The following is a 14171-nucleotide window of genomic DNA, read 5'->3' as shown; positions in this document are numbered from 1 at the left end:
ATCGATTCGACCTGGTCCTCGTAACCGAACCGCGGTGCGCGAGGAGGTGCTGGGATGTCGAATACGGCTCCCACCTGGGGATTCGTGATGATTACCGGGCTGGCCGGATTGGCCGCCGGGCTGCTGCTCGCGGCCGTGCTGGTGGCCGGGAACGGTCCCCGGGTCACATCGGTGCCGTTCCTGCCGAGCACCACGTCCCCTCCGGCGAAGCCGGTCACGGTGACCACGACAGCCCAGGCGCCGCCGCCGATCACCGTCACCAGCCAGCCCCCGGCCGAGACCCGCACCACCACGGTGACCGTCCCGGACACCACGACGCCGCCGCCCGCGTCGCCGACGTCGTTGTGCCCGACCGGTTTCCGTCAGGACGCGCGCTGACCCGTCAGCCGACGTCCCGGCGGCGCCACCCGGCCATGCCCGCACCGAGCGCGAGCACGGCCACCGCCAGCAGCAGAATCAGCGGCAGCCCGGTGAACACCTGACCGGGCAGCTTCGGCGGATGCTGGAACGGCGACACGTCCAGCACGGCCTGCGGAGCGTTCACGACCGGGCCGAACAGGCTGATCAGCAGCGCCAGCGCCGCCACGCCCCAGGCCGCGCCGGCCGCCCGCGGGAGCAGCCCGAACAGCAGCGCGGACACCGCGACCACCACCCAGGCCGCCGGCACCTGCACCAGCACGCCGGTGATCAGATCGCCGACCGAGCGGGCGACGTCCCCGGAGCGCAGGCCGTTCGCGACACCCAGCAGCAACCCGCCGACCAGGACCAGCAACGCCGTGCCGAGGAAGGCGAAGACCAGATGGCTCGCCGCCCAGCGCAGCCTGCCGACCCGGGTGGCGAGCAGGGGTTCGAGCCGCATGGACGTTTCCTCGGCCCGCATCCGCAGGATCGCCTGCACGCCGTAGAGCGAGGCGAGCATCGCGAACAGGCTCACCATCGTGGCGAGGAAGGCGTCGACGAGCCCGTTCGTGCCCCCGAGCCGTGCGAAGATCTGCCTGGTCTGCTCGGTTCCGCCGACCAGCCCGGAAATCCCGCTCGCGATGGAGCCGAACAGGGCTCCGCCGACCGCGAGACCGACCAGCCAGCCGAACAGCGGTCCCCGTTGCAGCCGCCAGGCGAGTGCGAACGGCGAACGCAGCGAATCGGCGGCCTCGGGACGGCCGAGCCGGGGCGGGACCAGCCCGACGCCGACGTCCCGGCGTGGCAGCAAGGCGTAGCCCACGGCGCCGAGCACGAGCGCTGCCGCCAGCGGCAGAGCGAGCACCCACCAGCGTTCCCCGGCGAACGGGCGGACCTGTTGTGCCCAGCCGAGCGGTGAGAGCCACGACAGCCAATGCGCGTTGGTGGCCGAGTCGCCGGCACCGCGCAACAGGAATGCGATACCGACGGCCGCGGTGCCGATTCCGTTGGCAGTGCGGGAATACTCGGCGAGCTGGACCGCGACTGCGGCCACGGCGGTGAAGACCAGGCCGCTCAGCGCGGTGCTCGCGCCCAGCGCGAACGAACCCGCGACGGGTAGTTTCGCCGCGATCATGGTGCCTGCCTGGAGCAAGCCGATCAGCACGCTCGCCCCGCCGGTCACGAGGACCGCGGAGGTGAGCAGCGCGTACCGGCCGACCACCGCGGACGCCAGCAGTTCGGCCCGTCCGGAATCCTCCTCGGCACGGGTGTGCCGGGTGAGCGTGAAGACCGCCATCAGGCCGGTCAGCAGGGCCAGGAGCCCGCCCATCCGCCAGGCGATGAACCCGCCCGCCGTGGTCAGGTCGAACGCGGGCCCGTAGAGCAGGGCGAACGACGGGTTCGCGACAGCACCGGCCGCGAGTCCGGCCCGGCTCGCCGCGGTCGGGTAGAACTGGTCGTAGCTGCCGGCGGTGGCGGCCGGGACGATGCTGAGCAGCACGATCCAGATCGCCAGCACCAGCCGGTCGCGGCGGAGCGCCAGCCGCAGCAGCGTGCCGGTGCCGTTCATTTCGCCGCGCCGAGTTCGTCGGAGTAGTGCCGCAGGAAGAGTTCCTCCAGCGTCGGGGGACGGCTTTCCAGGCTGCGCACGCCGATCCGGGTCAGCTGGTCCAGCGCCTTGTCCAGGGCACGGGTTTCCACGTCGAAGCGGACGCGGTTGCCGGTCACCCGCAGGTCGTGCACATCGGCGAGGCCGGCGAGCCCGTTCGGCGGCCCGGCCAGCTCCGCGGTGATCGAGGTACGGGTGAGGTGGCGTAGCTGCGCGAGCGTGCCCGATTCGACCGTGCGGCCGTTGCGGATGATGCTCACCTTGTCGCACAGCGCCTCGACCTCGGCGAGGATGTGGCTGGACAGCAGCACCGTGCGGCCCTGTGCGCGTTCCTCCTGGATGACCTCCTGGAAGGTGGCCTCCATCAGCGGATCGAGGCCGGAGGTGGGCTCGTCGAGCAGCAGCAGGTCCACAGTGGACGCGAGGGCGGCCACGATGGCGACCTTCTGCCGGTTGCCCTTGGAATAGGTGCGGCCCTTCTTCCGGGGGTCGAGGTCGAACCGTTCGATCAGGTCCGCACGCCGGCGCTGGTCCAGCCCGCCGCGGAGCCTGCCGAGCAGGTCGATCACCTCGCCGCCGGACAGGGTGGGCCACAGGGTGACGTCGCCGGGCACGTAGGCCAGGCGGTGGTGCAGGCTCGCCGCGTCCCGCCACGGATCGCCGCCGAGCAGGCGGACCTCGCCGGCGTCGGCCCGCAGCAGCCCGAGCAGGACCCGGACGGTGGTCGACTTGCCGGCGCCGTTCGGGCCGAGGAACCCGTGGACTTCCCCGGCCGGAACCTGAAGATCGAGGCCATCGAGGGCCTGCACCCGGCCGAACGCCTTGCGCAGGCCGGTGACCGAAATGACGTTTCCCATGGTCAGGAAGGTACGCTCGCTTCACAAAGTTGTGAAGTTAAGAAAATGTCTTGATAGAGTGGACTTCGGTCGGGGGTAGGAAAGGATGGGCTGATGACGACCGAACGCGACGACGAGGCCGTCCGCCGCTACGTTGAAAGCCTCGCACTGGTCCTGACCCAGGTCGGCATGCAACGGATGGCCGCGCGGGTGTTCGCGGCGCTCATGACGACCGACGAGGCCCAGCTGACCGCGGGTGAGCTGGCCGAGCAGCTGGCCGTGAGCCCGGCCGCGATCTCCGGCGCGGTCCGGTATCTGGAACAGGTCGGCATGGTGACGAAGGCCCGCGAGCCCGGCGAGCGCCGCGACCACTATCGCCTGTACGACGACCTCTGGTACGCCACGTTCCTCAAGCGCGACCGCATGCTGACGCTGTGGCACGAAGCGACCGAGGAAGGCATCGAAGCGCTCGGCGCGGACTCCCCGGCGGGGAAACGGGTCGCTGATATGCGCGACTTCCTGGCCTTCGTGCTGAAAGAGGTCGATGATCTCTTCAAGCGTTGGCTTGAGCATCGGGAGAGCCGTCCGTCCTAGGGCCGCCGTGGCTTGATCCGGTTGCAGGTTCGCTGCCGGGCTCTTGGTGAGTGCCGTGGTGGGGGTTGCCGAGGCTCGTGTTCTCGGCTGGTGGCAGATCTGCCTGTGCGGCGGGCGTCGTGGGTATTCGGTGCAGCCCGCGGTCGTTCGCTTGCATTCGAGATGAACCGGTTGTCGCTGTTATTGACAACCATGTTCATCTTGGTTCCCTGGCGAAGGTGTCGTATTTGGTGCCTGCCGCGGCCGTATCCGTCGTTGCTGATCCGGGTGGGGCTTTATCGGTTTGCTTCTCGCGCTCGGCGTGGGATTCTTGTCGGTTCCTACCTGCAGCCGTTGAACCCGGGCTGGGGCGCATTATCGATCAATGCGTGCCTGTTGCTGATCTCAATGCCGGCCAGTGTTCACGGACGGTGACAGATGCGGGGTGCTGACATCGGTCGCTCCGAGGTCGGCGCGGCATTCGCGGATGGACGCTGTCCTCCGTTGCCGACACTTCGGTCCTCCGGAGGTTCGCTGCCCCGGTCCCGTTGACACCCGGTGCCGGTCGGCTCGCTGACGCACCTGTCGTGCTGGAGGGGTGCCCGACCTGGTTGTCCGGGCTGGTGGAGCGGGCTCTTGTCCACAGGCTCCGGCACCGAGTGCCGTTGCGGCTGGTGAGGCCTGCGGTGTCTGCAGCTGGTGACACACGTGCCGTGACATCGCCTGTCGGGGACCACCTCAAAATCGGCCCTCATCAGGCCTTTTGTCTGAGATTGGCCCCATCGGCGGGGTTCGGACAGGTGATGGCGGGAGGCTTCGCCGGAGTCGCCGCCCGGGTGCTGCGGAGCTTCAGTTGTCCACAACTGCGCGGGCCTGTGGACAACTCCGTGCGGTGCGCCGATTCTGTCGGTGCTGGTGGTTAGTGTCGGTCCCATGGCACTTCTCCGGCTGTTTTTCCTCCTCCTGCTGGCGCCGGTCCTCGCGGTGCGGGCGGTCCGGCTTCGCCGGGCGACCCCGTGGTTGCCCGGCGCCGTGGGGCCCGCCGAGGACACCGCCGGCGTGGGCGTTCCCTTGCGAATCGCGGTTCTCGGCGAATCCACCGTGGACGGGGTCGGTGCGGCCACCCACGCCGAGGCGCTCACCGGGCAGCTCGCGGACGCGCTCGCCGAGGGCGGGCGGGAAGTGCGATGGCAGGCGGTCGGCCGGAGCGGGGCGACCGCGCGGGAGGTGCGGCGCGAGCTGGTTCCCCGGCCGCGGCCTGCCGATCTGCCGCGTCGTCGTGCTGGGCGTGAACGACACCTTGGCACTGTGTTCGGCCGCGCGATTCCGCCGGGATCTGCTCGGCATCGTCGTGGACGCGTGGCGGCGGATCGGTGGGGTTCCGGTGGTGCCGGCGGGGGCCGCGCCGGTGGGCAGGTTCCCCGGGTTGCCGAGGTCGTTGCGGGACGTGCTGGGTGGTCGCTCGAACGCGCTCGACCGGGCGGCGCGCGAGCTGACTCGATTACCCAGGGTGACGCCTATTTTGTTCCCGGCGGGGCTCTTGCATCCGGGTCCGGCCGGGTATCGGGAATGGGCCGCGGTGCTTGCGGAGGGCTCACAGGTCGTTACTTTCCGTCGGCATTTGGGGGAAGCTGGCTGTCCATTTGGCCAGCGGATTTGAAAATGACCAAAAAAGTTCTGCGCTCTGTGTATCCCAGTGCACTCTTGTTGCGTCATATAGGGCGACCTGATGGAGCAAGGGAGGTACCACATGTCGATCGAAGAGCAGGAGAAAACCGACCCGAAGGTCCCGGCCGTTCCCGAAACCCCGGTCCCGGCCCCGAACCCGGCTTCTACTCCGGACGAACCACCGTTCGTGCAAGGACGCGAAGTCCACCCCGACAACCACGAGCCGTACGACGACCCGGTCGCGGCCAACTGAGCTCGACGAGCGGTGCCCGGTAGCCGAGGGGGCTGCCGGATGCCGTGGCCGGGCGGTTTCGGGGAGGAAACCGTCCGGCGGGCCTGCAAGGGGAGCAGGTCCCGATGGGGGAGGGGAACATCGGTCGGTGCGGGCAGCCGCTCGTACCGGCCGGCGTACTCCGACGATCGGCAGTCCGGGCACACGGTCCGGTTGCCGAGGCGCGCGAGCCGCCTGGCTCGTGCGTGGTGTGGTTCAGCGGCCCGGCGTGACCCATCGGCCGGTGCCCCGTTCGGCACCATCCAGAGGTAGGGGGCTGGATCGCGTCGCCGGGGCCCGGCTGGTCGCCGGGAGCAGGCCGTGAGCTGGGGGCTCGCGGTGAGCCGCGCGCCGGGTGGGCCAGGGTGTCCGCCCGGCTGGGGGACCCGGTGTGGCTGGGGCTGTCGGGCGGGCCTGGAGTGGCTGGGGCTGCTGGCCGGGACCCGGTATCGCTGGGTTCGGTGTCGCTGGGTTCTGTCGGGACAGGACCCGGTATGGCTGGGGGCGGCCCGGACTGGCTATGGGGCGTCGGGTGGGACCGGGTATGGCTGGGGGGCTATACCCACTTGGGGTACCTGGGGCGGCGGCGATCGACCTTGGTCCGGTCGTCGCCGTTCAGGGCCGGGCCTGGACAGGCCTACTCGAGAGCCGTCGTTGTCCAGGTTCCGGCACGTGTCGTGTCATCGCGAGTCGCGCCAGCGGCTCGCGTCTGCGCAGGCCCGTGGCCGCATGGCCGGCACCGGCGTGTGCCTGCACCAGTCCGCGCTCGTATGGTTTGCGACTGAGCGGGCGCGTACCGGTCTGGCCCGCGCCCGTGCCGGCCAGCACGTTCGAACTGGTGAACCCGAGGGTCCCGAACCCCGGGGGCGCCGGCTCTGACCAGCGCCGGAGCACCACGAAGCCCCCGCACAAAAAATCCGGGAAAAACTCCGGATCGAGGTATCCCGCGGGGCTCTCGGTGCACTTGAGAAGCAAGGGCCTTACTACCTACGACCTCCCCGCGAGATCTCATGACATTTATGTGCTTGACCAGACCCACGACACTGTTGCTCAGGACATCCCACCTTCGGAGCGAGGCAGCTACGGTGACCGACGTGCGTACCACAGAGGTAGACCCGCCATGGGAAGGCTTGACCGGCGCCGATCTGCACGCCGCCTGTATGGAGGCGGCGCGGGGCGGTGACCGGCGAGGTATGGCGAAGCTCGTGGACGAGCTGACCCCCCTCGTCTGGCACGTCGCGCGCGCGAACGGGCTGGACCGCCAGGTCGCCGAGGATGTGGTGCAGACCGTGTGGCTGGCGCTGTTCACCCAGCTGGACAAACTCCGCGATCCGCGGGCGCTGGCCGCCTGGCTGATCACGACCACGCGCCGGGAGGCCACCCGGCCGTTCGGGCGGCGGACGCAGCCGTTGCCGCTGAGCGACGACGTCGCGGCCTCGCTCCAGAGCAGTCACCCCGCACCCGAGGACGAGGCCGTCCGGGCCGACCGGGACCGGCGGGTGTGGCGGGCATTCCTCCGGTTGCCCGCGAGGTGTCAGGAGCTGCTCCGGTTGACTGTGCTTGCCGGGCGGGCCGAGTACCAGGCGGTCGCCGAGGCGATGGGCATGCCGAGAGGCAGCGTCGGACCGACCAGAGGTCGTTGCCTCGATTCGATGCGCGATCTCCTCGCTGGAGAAGGAGGTGGCCGGTGAACGACATCGGCAGGCCGGGTGGCGGCAGCGCAGTGCCCGATGACGAGACCTTGCTGGGCGACCTCGACCGCTACCTCGACGAACTGGACCCACCACCGGACGATCTGGTGCAGCGGGTCCAGTTCGCGCTTGAGCTGGAGAACCTCGACGTCGAGGTCGCCCGCTGGGAACGGTCCAACGAGCTGGCCGGCGTGCGCAGTACCGCCACCGGGACGATCACCTTCACGGTCAGCGACCTCACCGTGATGATCAACCTCGCCAAGGTCGGGCGCATCCACCGGATCGACGGCTGGATCGCGCCCGCGGGAGAGTACGAGGTGGAGGTCCGGGTGGCCGACCACGGCATCTACTCCGCGCACACCGACGAAGGCGGCCGGTTCGTGCTGGCCAACGTGCCCGGCGGGACCACGCAGATCCTCGTGCACCTCGGCTCCGGGGAACATCGCCGTACGGTGGTGACTCCGACCGTCGTGCTCTGAACCTGGACGGGCGTTACGTACGGCGGCAGGGGTGTGGTCCCATGGAGGGCGTGTCCGTGCCGCCCGTACTTGATCTGACCGAGGCGGCGACCGACTTCTACACGCAGGGCCGGGCCGCCGCGTTCGACCAGCGGCCCGGCGCGGCGGCGCGGTTGTTCCGGCAGGCGCTCACCCGGCTCCAGCGGGTGGCCGAACCCGGGCCCGCGCACGCCGTGCTGCAGGTCCGGGTCTTGACCAGCCTCGGTGCGGCGGTCGCCGAGATCAGCTCCACCGAGGCCGGTCTCGGCTACCTGGAAACCGCCGAACGGGTCCTCGCCCGGCTGCCGGGGAACCGGGAGCTGGAGCTGACGCTCAGCCTGCAGCGTGCGGTGGTGCTGATGCGTGGCGGCCGCAACACCGAGTCGCTGGCGGCGTTCGACAAGGCTATGCCGGGCATCGAGATCGAGTTCGACGACCGCGGCCTCATCCTGGTCCGTACCCTGAACAACCGGGCCCTCGTGCACATGGCGCTGAATCACCCGGATGCCGCGCAGGCCGATCTGCTGCGTGCCCTCGAACTGGCCCAGCGATACGGGCACGCCCGGCTGGAGGGCAAGATCCGGCAGAACCTCGGCACGCATGCCCAGCTCACCGGTGACATCCCGCAGGCGCTGGCGAACTACGAGCAGGCGGCCCGGATTCTCGTCGTGGAATCCCCGGGCTCGCTGCCGCTGATCCGCTATGACCAGGCACGCACGCTGCTCGCCGCCGGGCTCGCCGACGAGGCCGCCCGGCACCTGGACGAGGCGTTGCCGCAGTTGCGCGCCAACGGTTCCGGGCAGCACATCGCGGAAGCGCAGGTGGCGCGGGCCGCGGCGGCGTTGCTGGAAGGCGATTTCGACCTCGCCCGCAGCTGCGCTTCCGAGGCCCGGCGCCGGTTCCTGCGCCGCGGCAACCGCACCTGGGCGGAGATCGCGGGGCTGGCCCGGCTGCGGGCCGACGTGCACCGGATTCTGTCCACTTCGGACAATCGTGGTACCGCGCGGCTGCCCGCGGCGCTGGTCGCGCAGGCCGAGCGGCTGGCCGGGCTCGGGCTGCGTGACGAGGTCGCGGCGGCCCGGCTGCTCGCCGTGCGACTGTTGTTGCGGCGCGGGGAAACCGAGGAGGCCACGCGGGTGCTCGCCGGCGCGCCGCGGCCGCGGGCGACGACGCCGATCGACCACCGGATGCTGTTCCGGCTCTGCCGGGCCGAGCTGGCGGTGGCCGAGGGCCGGCCGCGGTCCGCACTCGCGCAGGCCCGCGCCGGGCTGCGGGAGCTGGGCATGATCCGCGACCGGATGGGTGGACTGGACCTGTTGTGCGGCACCGCGGTGCACGGCGCGGAGCTGGGCAGGCTGGCGATGCGGCTGGTACTGCGGCGCGCGCGGCGCAACGCGGCCGGCGCCCGCCGGATGTTCGCCTGGCTGGAACGCACCCGCGCGCAGGTCTACCGCTACGAACCGCTGCCGGTGATCGAGGATCCCGTGCTGGCCAAGCACATCGCCGAGATGCGGCACGTGCAGCGCACCATCCAGCGAGCCCGGCTGGAGGGGGAATCGGTACGGGCACTGGAACAGCACTACGACTCGCTGCAGCGGGAGGCGACCCGGCTCGGCTGGTACACGAGCCAGTGGGGCCGCCCGCGGCCGGTGGCCACGCCGGATGAGGTGGTCGCCGCGCTCGGCGACCGGGTGCTGGTGAGCCTGGTGCCCTACAACGGGATGCTGTACTCGCTCGTCGTCGATCGGGGCACCTTCCGGCTGCTGAAGCTCGGGCCGCTGGACGACATCGTGGAACTCGCCCGCCAGCTGCACGCCGACCTCGATGCGCTCGCGCCGGACCACCTGCCGTCGATGCTGGCGGAGACGGTTTCCGCGTCCGCGCGCCGCCGGGCGGACAAGCTCGACCGGCTGATCTCCGCGCCTCTGGTGAAAACGCTCGACGACCGTGAGATCGTGATCGTCCCGATTGGACAGTTGTACGCGATGCCGTGGGGCGCTTTGCCTTCGCTGCGTGGCCATCCGGTGTCGTTCGCACCTTCGGCCACGGCGTGGATCACCGCACAGCGTCCGGGCACGCAGGGCACGGTGCTGCTGACCGGTGGGCCGGGCGTGCCGGGCGCGGTCGGCGAGGTGAGCAAGCTGCGTTCGGTCTATCCGGACGCGCGGCTGATCGAAGGCGAAGACGCGACGAGCGAATCGGTGCTGTCCGCGCTCGAAGGGGCAAGGCTGGCGCATCTGGTCGCACACGGCGCACATGAGCCGGCGAATGCCTTGTTCTCCCGGGTCGAACTGGTCGACGGACCGCTGTTCGCGCACGAGACCACTCGGCTCGCCCATCCGCCGGAGCGGGTCGTGCTGGCTGCGTGTGAATTGGCGATGAGCCACATCAGGCCGGGCGAAGAGGCTCTCGGCTTTGCCGGAACCCTGCTGGCCAGTGGTTCGCGCACGGTGATCGGCGCGGTGGCGAGGGTCGGCGACCGGGCGGCGGCGGACACCATGGCCGAGCTGCATCGCAGGCTGGCCGCCGGTACCTCACCCGCGCAGGCGCTGGCGGACGCGGTCGCGGTGGACCCACTGCGGCGCCCCTTCGTCTGCCTCGGCGCGGGCTGAGCCTTGAAGTCCGTGAAGGGGCCCTTCACGGACTCAGAGTCTGTGAAGGGCCCCTTCACAGCTTCGCGGGGTGCTGCTCAGCCGAGGAAATCCGTCAGCGGGACCGGGGTCAGGCCGTCCTGTTTCGCCCTGGCCAGGAAGGCTTCGTAGTCTTCCTTGAACGTTTTGCGGAAGTGCATCAGCACGATGTCGCCGGGACGGAGCTTGTTGCCCACCTGGAACTGGACCACGCCGTCGTTCACCGAGGCGGTCCAGTGGATCGCGGCCCGCATGCCGCACTCGGCGGCGGCCTGGAGGGTGGTCTGGTCGTAGACCCCGAACGGCGGCCGGAACAGCGTCGGGCGCACGCCGAGCTCACGCTGGAAGTCGTCCGCGTCTTCGCAGATCTCCTTCTTCTGGAACTCCAGCGGTTTGCCCTTGAGGTTCGGGTGGTTGACCGTGTGATCGCCGAGCACGGCGCCGGTCTGGGCCAGGATGTCCTTGAAGTACTTCTCGTGCCCCTTGACGTAGACCTGGTTGAGGAACAGCACCGGATGCCCGCCGGACTTCTTGATCTCCTCCAACGCGGACGGGTCCTTGACCGCCCCGTCGTCCATGGTGATGAACACGTACGGCTTGTCCGTGTCGATCTTGCGGATCAAGGGGACCTTGCCGTCGTTGACCGCGGGTGCCTTGGCCTGCACCGTGCCGAATGGGTAGGGCGTGGGCGGCGCGGCCGGGTTCGCCGAGGGCGGCGCCGGATTGTCCGGTTCCGGGGTCGAGCACGCCGTCAGCGCGAACACCCCGGCGATCGCGGTCGCCACTGCCAGCCGCCGCTTGGTCCTGTCGCATAGTCGAGACACGTTCGGGTGACGCGCGAGATGTCACCCGGTTGGCTGATGTGATGGAGGACGCCGCAGGTCGGGCCTGGTGTTCGGCGGCTTTGACCAGTCGTGCGGAAAGTGTCCGAATAATCCCGTGCAGCAGTGGCCGAACGATCCGTCCGCTACCCGGTACGCGTTCGGTGAACGCTCCGGTCCAGCGCAGATCGGTGCCGCCGCGCGAGTTCGGCGTGAAGAACACCTCCGCGCGGTAGTCGCGCATCGGGCTGGGGCTGTCGAGGGTGTAGACGTGCCGCCGGTCCGGTTCATACTCCAGCGTCCGCTCGCGCACCATGCCCGGCAGGACGCCGAGATCGCGTACCGCGCCCACCCCGCCGTTGTCGCCGTACTCGGCCCAACGCGAGCGCGGGATCATCGGCCCGGCCCAGCTCGACCAGAGTGAACCATCGGTCTCCAGCCGGAACAGCACCTCGGGCGGCGCCGTGCTCACGCGGTTGACCTCGAACGAGTACCCGCGACCGGGCATCGGCGTCCTCCCGAAGGAAACGTTGTCGACGAATTGGTCATTACTGTGCCGATCATTGCTAATCCGACCACAGTCACGGCCTAATGGCTTCGTAGCAACGGTTACGTGCCGGGTAGGGTCGGCCTACTTGGTCGGATTAGCAATCCAGCGGGCCGCCGGTAGGTCAAGATAGGGGCGTGAGCCGCCCCGACTTCGCCGCGCCCCACTGGCTGGTGCAGCTGCTGCGTACGAAACCGGTGCCCGTTCCGTGGAACATGGTCGTGCGTGCGGCGCTTTCTCTGGCCGCCCCGCTGGCTGTTGCGTACGCGCTCGGCGACATCGCGGTCGGCGCGTTGATGTCCACCGGGGCGCTGCCGGCGGTGCTGTCCGAGGCGGCGGGAACCTACCGCTATCGCGCCCGCAGGCTGGGTGGTTCGACGGCCGCGGCCGCCGCTGGGTATTTCGTCGGCCTGCTCACCGGCGGGATGCCGGCGTGGTCGATCCCGTCGATCGTCGCCGTCGCGGCGATCTCGGCGTTGATCAGCGCGGCCGGGAGCAACGCTTCGATAGCGGCGCTGCAGATGTTCGTGTTCTGCGTGCTCGGCACCGCCCAGCACACCACCGGGCTGCCGATCGGCGTGCTGTTCGGGTACTTCTGCGCGGGCGCGGCGTGGGCACTGCTCGTCGCGCTCTCGACGTGGACGGTCCGGGCGACGAGCCAGGAACGTACTGCGGTGGCGCAGGTGTACATCGAACTCGCGGCGATGCTCTCGGCCACCGACGAACCGACGTCGCGGGTGGCCCGGCATCAGCTCACCACCGCGATGAGCACCGCCTACGACCGGCTGCTCATCGCGCGCTCGTGGCTTTCCGGCCGCGACGCGACGTACCGGCGGCTACTCAGCCGGCTCTCTGCGGCGACTCCGGCCGTCGAAGCGAGCGTCGCGATGGTCAACGCCGGACAGCGGCCGCCGGACGAGGCGATCGACTATCTCACCGGCGTTGCTGCGGCGGTACTTGCTGCACAGCCGTTGCCGACACCGCCCGAGCAGCCGGAGAAGGACGTCGACGCGTTGGTGGCGGCGCTCTACGCCGGGTTGAAGCGGATAGAGAAAGGCGACGACCGGCAGCGGCGTACACCGGCTTCGCCGCTGCAGCGCGTACGCGAGTGGGCCGGCTCGCTCATCTCGGGGCCGTTGACCTGGGTGGCCGCTCTGCGGCTCACGCTGTGCGTCGCCGTGGCCGAAGTTGTGGCGCTGATGGTGCCGTTTGAACGCTCGTACTGGATCACGCTTACCGTCGGCGTGGTGCTGAAGCCGGACTTCGGCTCGGTGTTCGGCCGCGCGGTGCTTCGCGGGCTCGGCACCGTCGCCGGCGTCGGGATCGGCGCCGTGGTGCTCGCGATCGGGGCGCACGGCTGGCTGCTGGTGGTGTTGATTGCGGCGTTCGCCGGTGGTGCCGCGGTGGGCAAGGTGCGGAACTACGGCATGCTCGGCACCTTCGTGACGCCGCTGATCATTCTGCAGATGGACCTCGCGCGGACGGGCAGCTGGCCGGAGGTGCTGGCCCGGCTTGTGGACACGGTGACCGGCTGTGTGATCGTGCTGCTGGTCGGCTACCTGCTCTGGCCGGGCTCGCGGCGCCCACAGGTCGGTGGGCGGCTCGCGGACAGCTTCGACACCGTCGCCACGTACGTGCGCACGGCCATGGTGCGCACCTCGACGAGCGAGGCGCGGCTGGCACGTTCGCGCGCGCGGCGCGCGGCCTACCGTGCGCTCGCTGACCTGCGTACGGCGTTTCAGCAGGTAATCGTGGAGCCTTCACAGGCCGGCAGGCAGGCCGTCGCTTGGTGGCCGGTGATCGCCGGGCTGGAACGCGTGACGGACGCGGTGACCGAAGTGGGCGTGACGATCGGCCGGGGCACCCCGGCTCCCTCCCCGGCGGACATCGGGCTGGTCACCGACGCCCTCGCGGAACTGGCCGCCGCCGTGCGCGAACAGCGTGACCCGGACTCGATGCCGATGCCGGACAACCCGCGCTTGGCCGGGGTAGTCGACCAGCTCGGCTCGACCTTCGACGCGGTGCGCGGGCCGGATCTGGTGGAGCAATCGCCATTACGGCTGATGCGGCGGTTCCTGCCCTACCACCGCCGAACCTGAGCGGCACGGCGCCGGATCTGTCCCGGGTCTGTGAAGGGGCCCTTCACGGACTCAGAGTCTGTGAAGGGCCCCTTCACAGACCTTCACAGACCTCCGCAGGCTGTGCAGGGCCCCTCACACCGACTTTGCCGACACCCTGGGTTCAGCGGCTGTGCAGGGTCCCTTCACAGCCCGAGGCTGGTCACTGCGGGGGCGGGCCAGGTTGGGTGGGGCCTTCGCCGGGCTGCTCGCCGCTGTCCGGCTCGCCGCCCTTGTGTTCGCCGGTCTCGTGCTTGCCGCCCATCTTGCCGAGGAAGCCCTTGGCTTTCTCGACCCCGCCGTCGATCTGCGAGTCGTGGCCGCTGACCTTCGACTTGGCGAACTGGGCCGCCTTGTCGAGGCCGTGTTCGATCTTCTCGCTGTTGTCACGCAGCGCGCCGGTCGCCTTTTCCTTGAGTTCGTCGAAGTTGATGCCCATCCCGGGCCTCCCGTTGTCGGCCGACAGTGAGGCTTTCATCGTCACACACCGGGCGGTCCGGGCAAGTAAAGTC

Annotated in this window: 11 protein-coding genes and 1 pseudogene; 7 read left to right on the top strand and 5 right to left on the bottom strand. The window is 70.0% G+C overall.

All coding sequences use genetic code 11. The annotated features are described in order from the left end of the window. Positions 1-54 precede the first annotated feature (54 nt). Positions 55-378, top strand: coding sequence for a hypothetical protein (locus tag ATK36_RS31485; protein WP_141544442.1), 324 nt, complete (start codon positions 55-57; stop codon positions 376-378). Between the two features lie 4 nt (positions 379-382). On the opposite strand, the gene ATK36_RS14985 is transcribed toward ATK36_RS31485, so the two are convergent. Continuing rightward, positions 383-1969 (bottom strand): ABC transporter permease, encoded by a 1587-nt coding sequence (locus ATK36_RS14985; RefSeq protein ID WP_098512022.1) that lies wholly within the window; start codon positions 1967-1969, stop codon positions 383-385. Next, on the bottom strand, positions 1966-2865 hold the full coding sequence (locus tag ATK36_RS14980) for an ABC transporter ATP-binding protein (RefSeq protein WP_098512020.1): 900 nt from the start codon (positions 2863-2865) through the stop codon (positions 1966-1968). The genes ATK36_RS14985 and ATK36_RS14980 overlap by 4 nt, the downstream gene beginning before the upstream one ends. Positions 2866-2958: 93 nt before the next feature. Between ATK36_RS14980 and ATK36_RS14975 the strand changes: the two genes are divergently transcribed. From ATK36_RS14975 to ATK36_RS14955, 5 genes are all read left to right on the top strand, one after another. Beyond that, positions 2959-3438 (top strand): GbsR/MarR family transcriptional regulator, encoded by a 480-nt coding sequence (locus tag ATK36_RS14975; protein ID WP_098512019.1) that lies wholly within the window; start codon positions 2959-2961, stop codon positions 3436-3438. Between the two features lie 1729 nt (positions 3439-5167). Further along, complete coding sequence (locus ATK36_RS32235; RefSeq protein WP_170069743.1) at positions 5168-5338, top strand: hypothetical protein; 171 nt, start codon at positions 5168-5170, stop codon at positions 5336-5338. Positions 5339-6441: 1103 nt separating this feature from the next. Beyond that, positions 6442-7047 (top strand): RNA polymerase sigma factor, encoded by a 606-nt coding sequence (locus ATK36_RS14965; RefSeq protein WP_098512017.1) that lies wholly within the window; start codon positions 6442-6444, stop codon positions 7045-7047. Next, complete coding sequence (locus ATK36_RS14960) at positions 7044-7526, top strand: hypothetical protein (RefSeq protein WP_098512016.1); 483 nt, start codon at positions 7044-7046, stop codon at positions 7524-7526. The genes ATK36_RS14965 and ATK36_RS14960 overlap by 4 nt, the downstream gene beginning before the upstream one ends. A 41-nt stretch (positions 7527-7567) precedes the next feature. Further along, a complete protein-coding gene (locus tag ATK36_RS14955) occupies positions 7568-10156 on the top strand; it encodes a CHAT domain-containing protein (protein ID WP_098512014.1) in 2589 nt (862 codons plus the stop codon). A gap of 77 nt (positions 10157-10233) precedes the next feature. On the opposite strand, the gene ATK36_RS14950 is transcribed toward ATK36_RS14955, so the two are convergent. Beyond that, complete coding sequence (locus ATK36_RS14950) at positions 10234-10959, bottom strand: polysaccharide deacetylase family protein (RefSeq protein ID WP_245914747.1); 726 nt, start codon at positions 10957-10959, stop codon at positions 10234-10236. A 109-nt stretch (positions 10960-11068) separates the two neighbouring features. Next, a pseudogene (locus tag ATK36_RS14945) lies at positions 11069-11503 on the bottom strand (SRPBCC family protein); the annotation flags it as partial. A 176-nt stretch (positions 11504-11679) separates the two neighbouring features. On the opposite strand from ATK36_RS14945, the gene ATK36_RS14940 reads away from it, so the two are divergent. Continuing rightward, positions 11680-13641: an FUSC family protein gene (locus ATK36_RS14940; RefSeq protein ID WP_098512013.1), complete on the top strand. Its 1962-nt coding sequence runs from the start codon at positions 11680-11682 to the stop codon at positions 13639-13641. Positions 13642-13822: 181 nt separating this feature from the next. On the opposite strand, the gene ATK36_RS14935 is transcribed toward ATK36_RS14940, so the two are convergent. Next, positions 13823-14137 (bottom strand): antitoxin, encoded by a 315-nt coding sequence (locus ATK36_RS14935; protein ID WP_387000564.1) that lies wholly within the window; start codon positions 14135-14137, stop codon positions 13823-13825. Positions 14138-14171 lie beyond the last annotated feature (34 nt).

It is taken from the genome of Amycolatopsis sulphurea, from assembly GCF_002564045.1.
In the GTDB taxonomy this organism is placed as follows: Bacteria; Actinomycetota; Actinomycetes; order Mycobacteriales; family Pseudonocardiaceae; genus Amycolatopsis; species Amycolatopsis sulphurea.
Note: the sequence above shows the minus strand (reverse complement) of the source record. Positions and strands in the feature narration are given on the sequence as shown.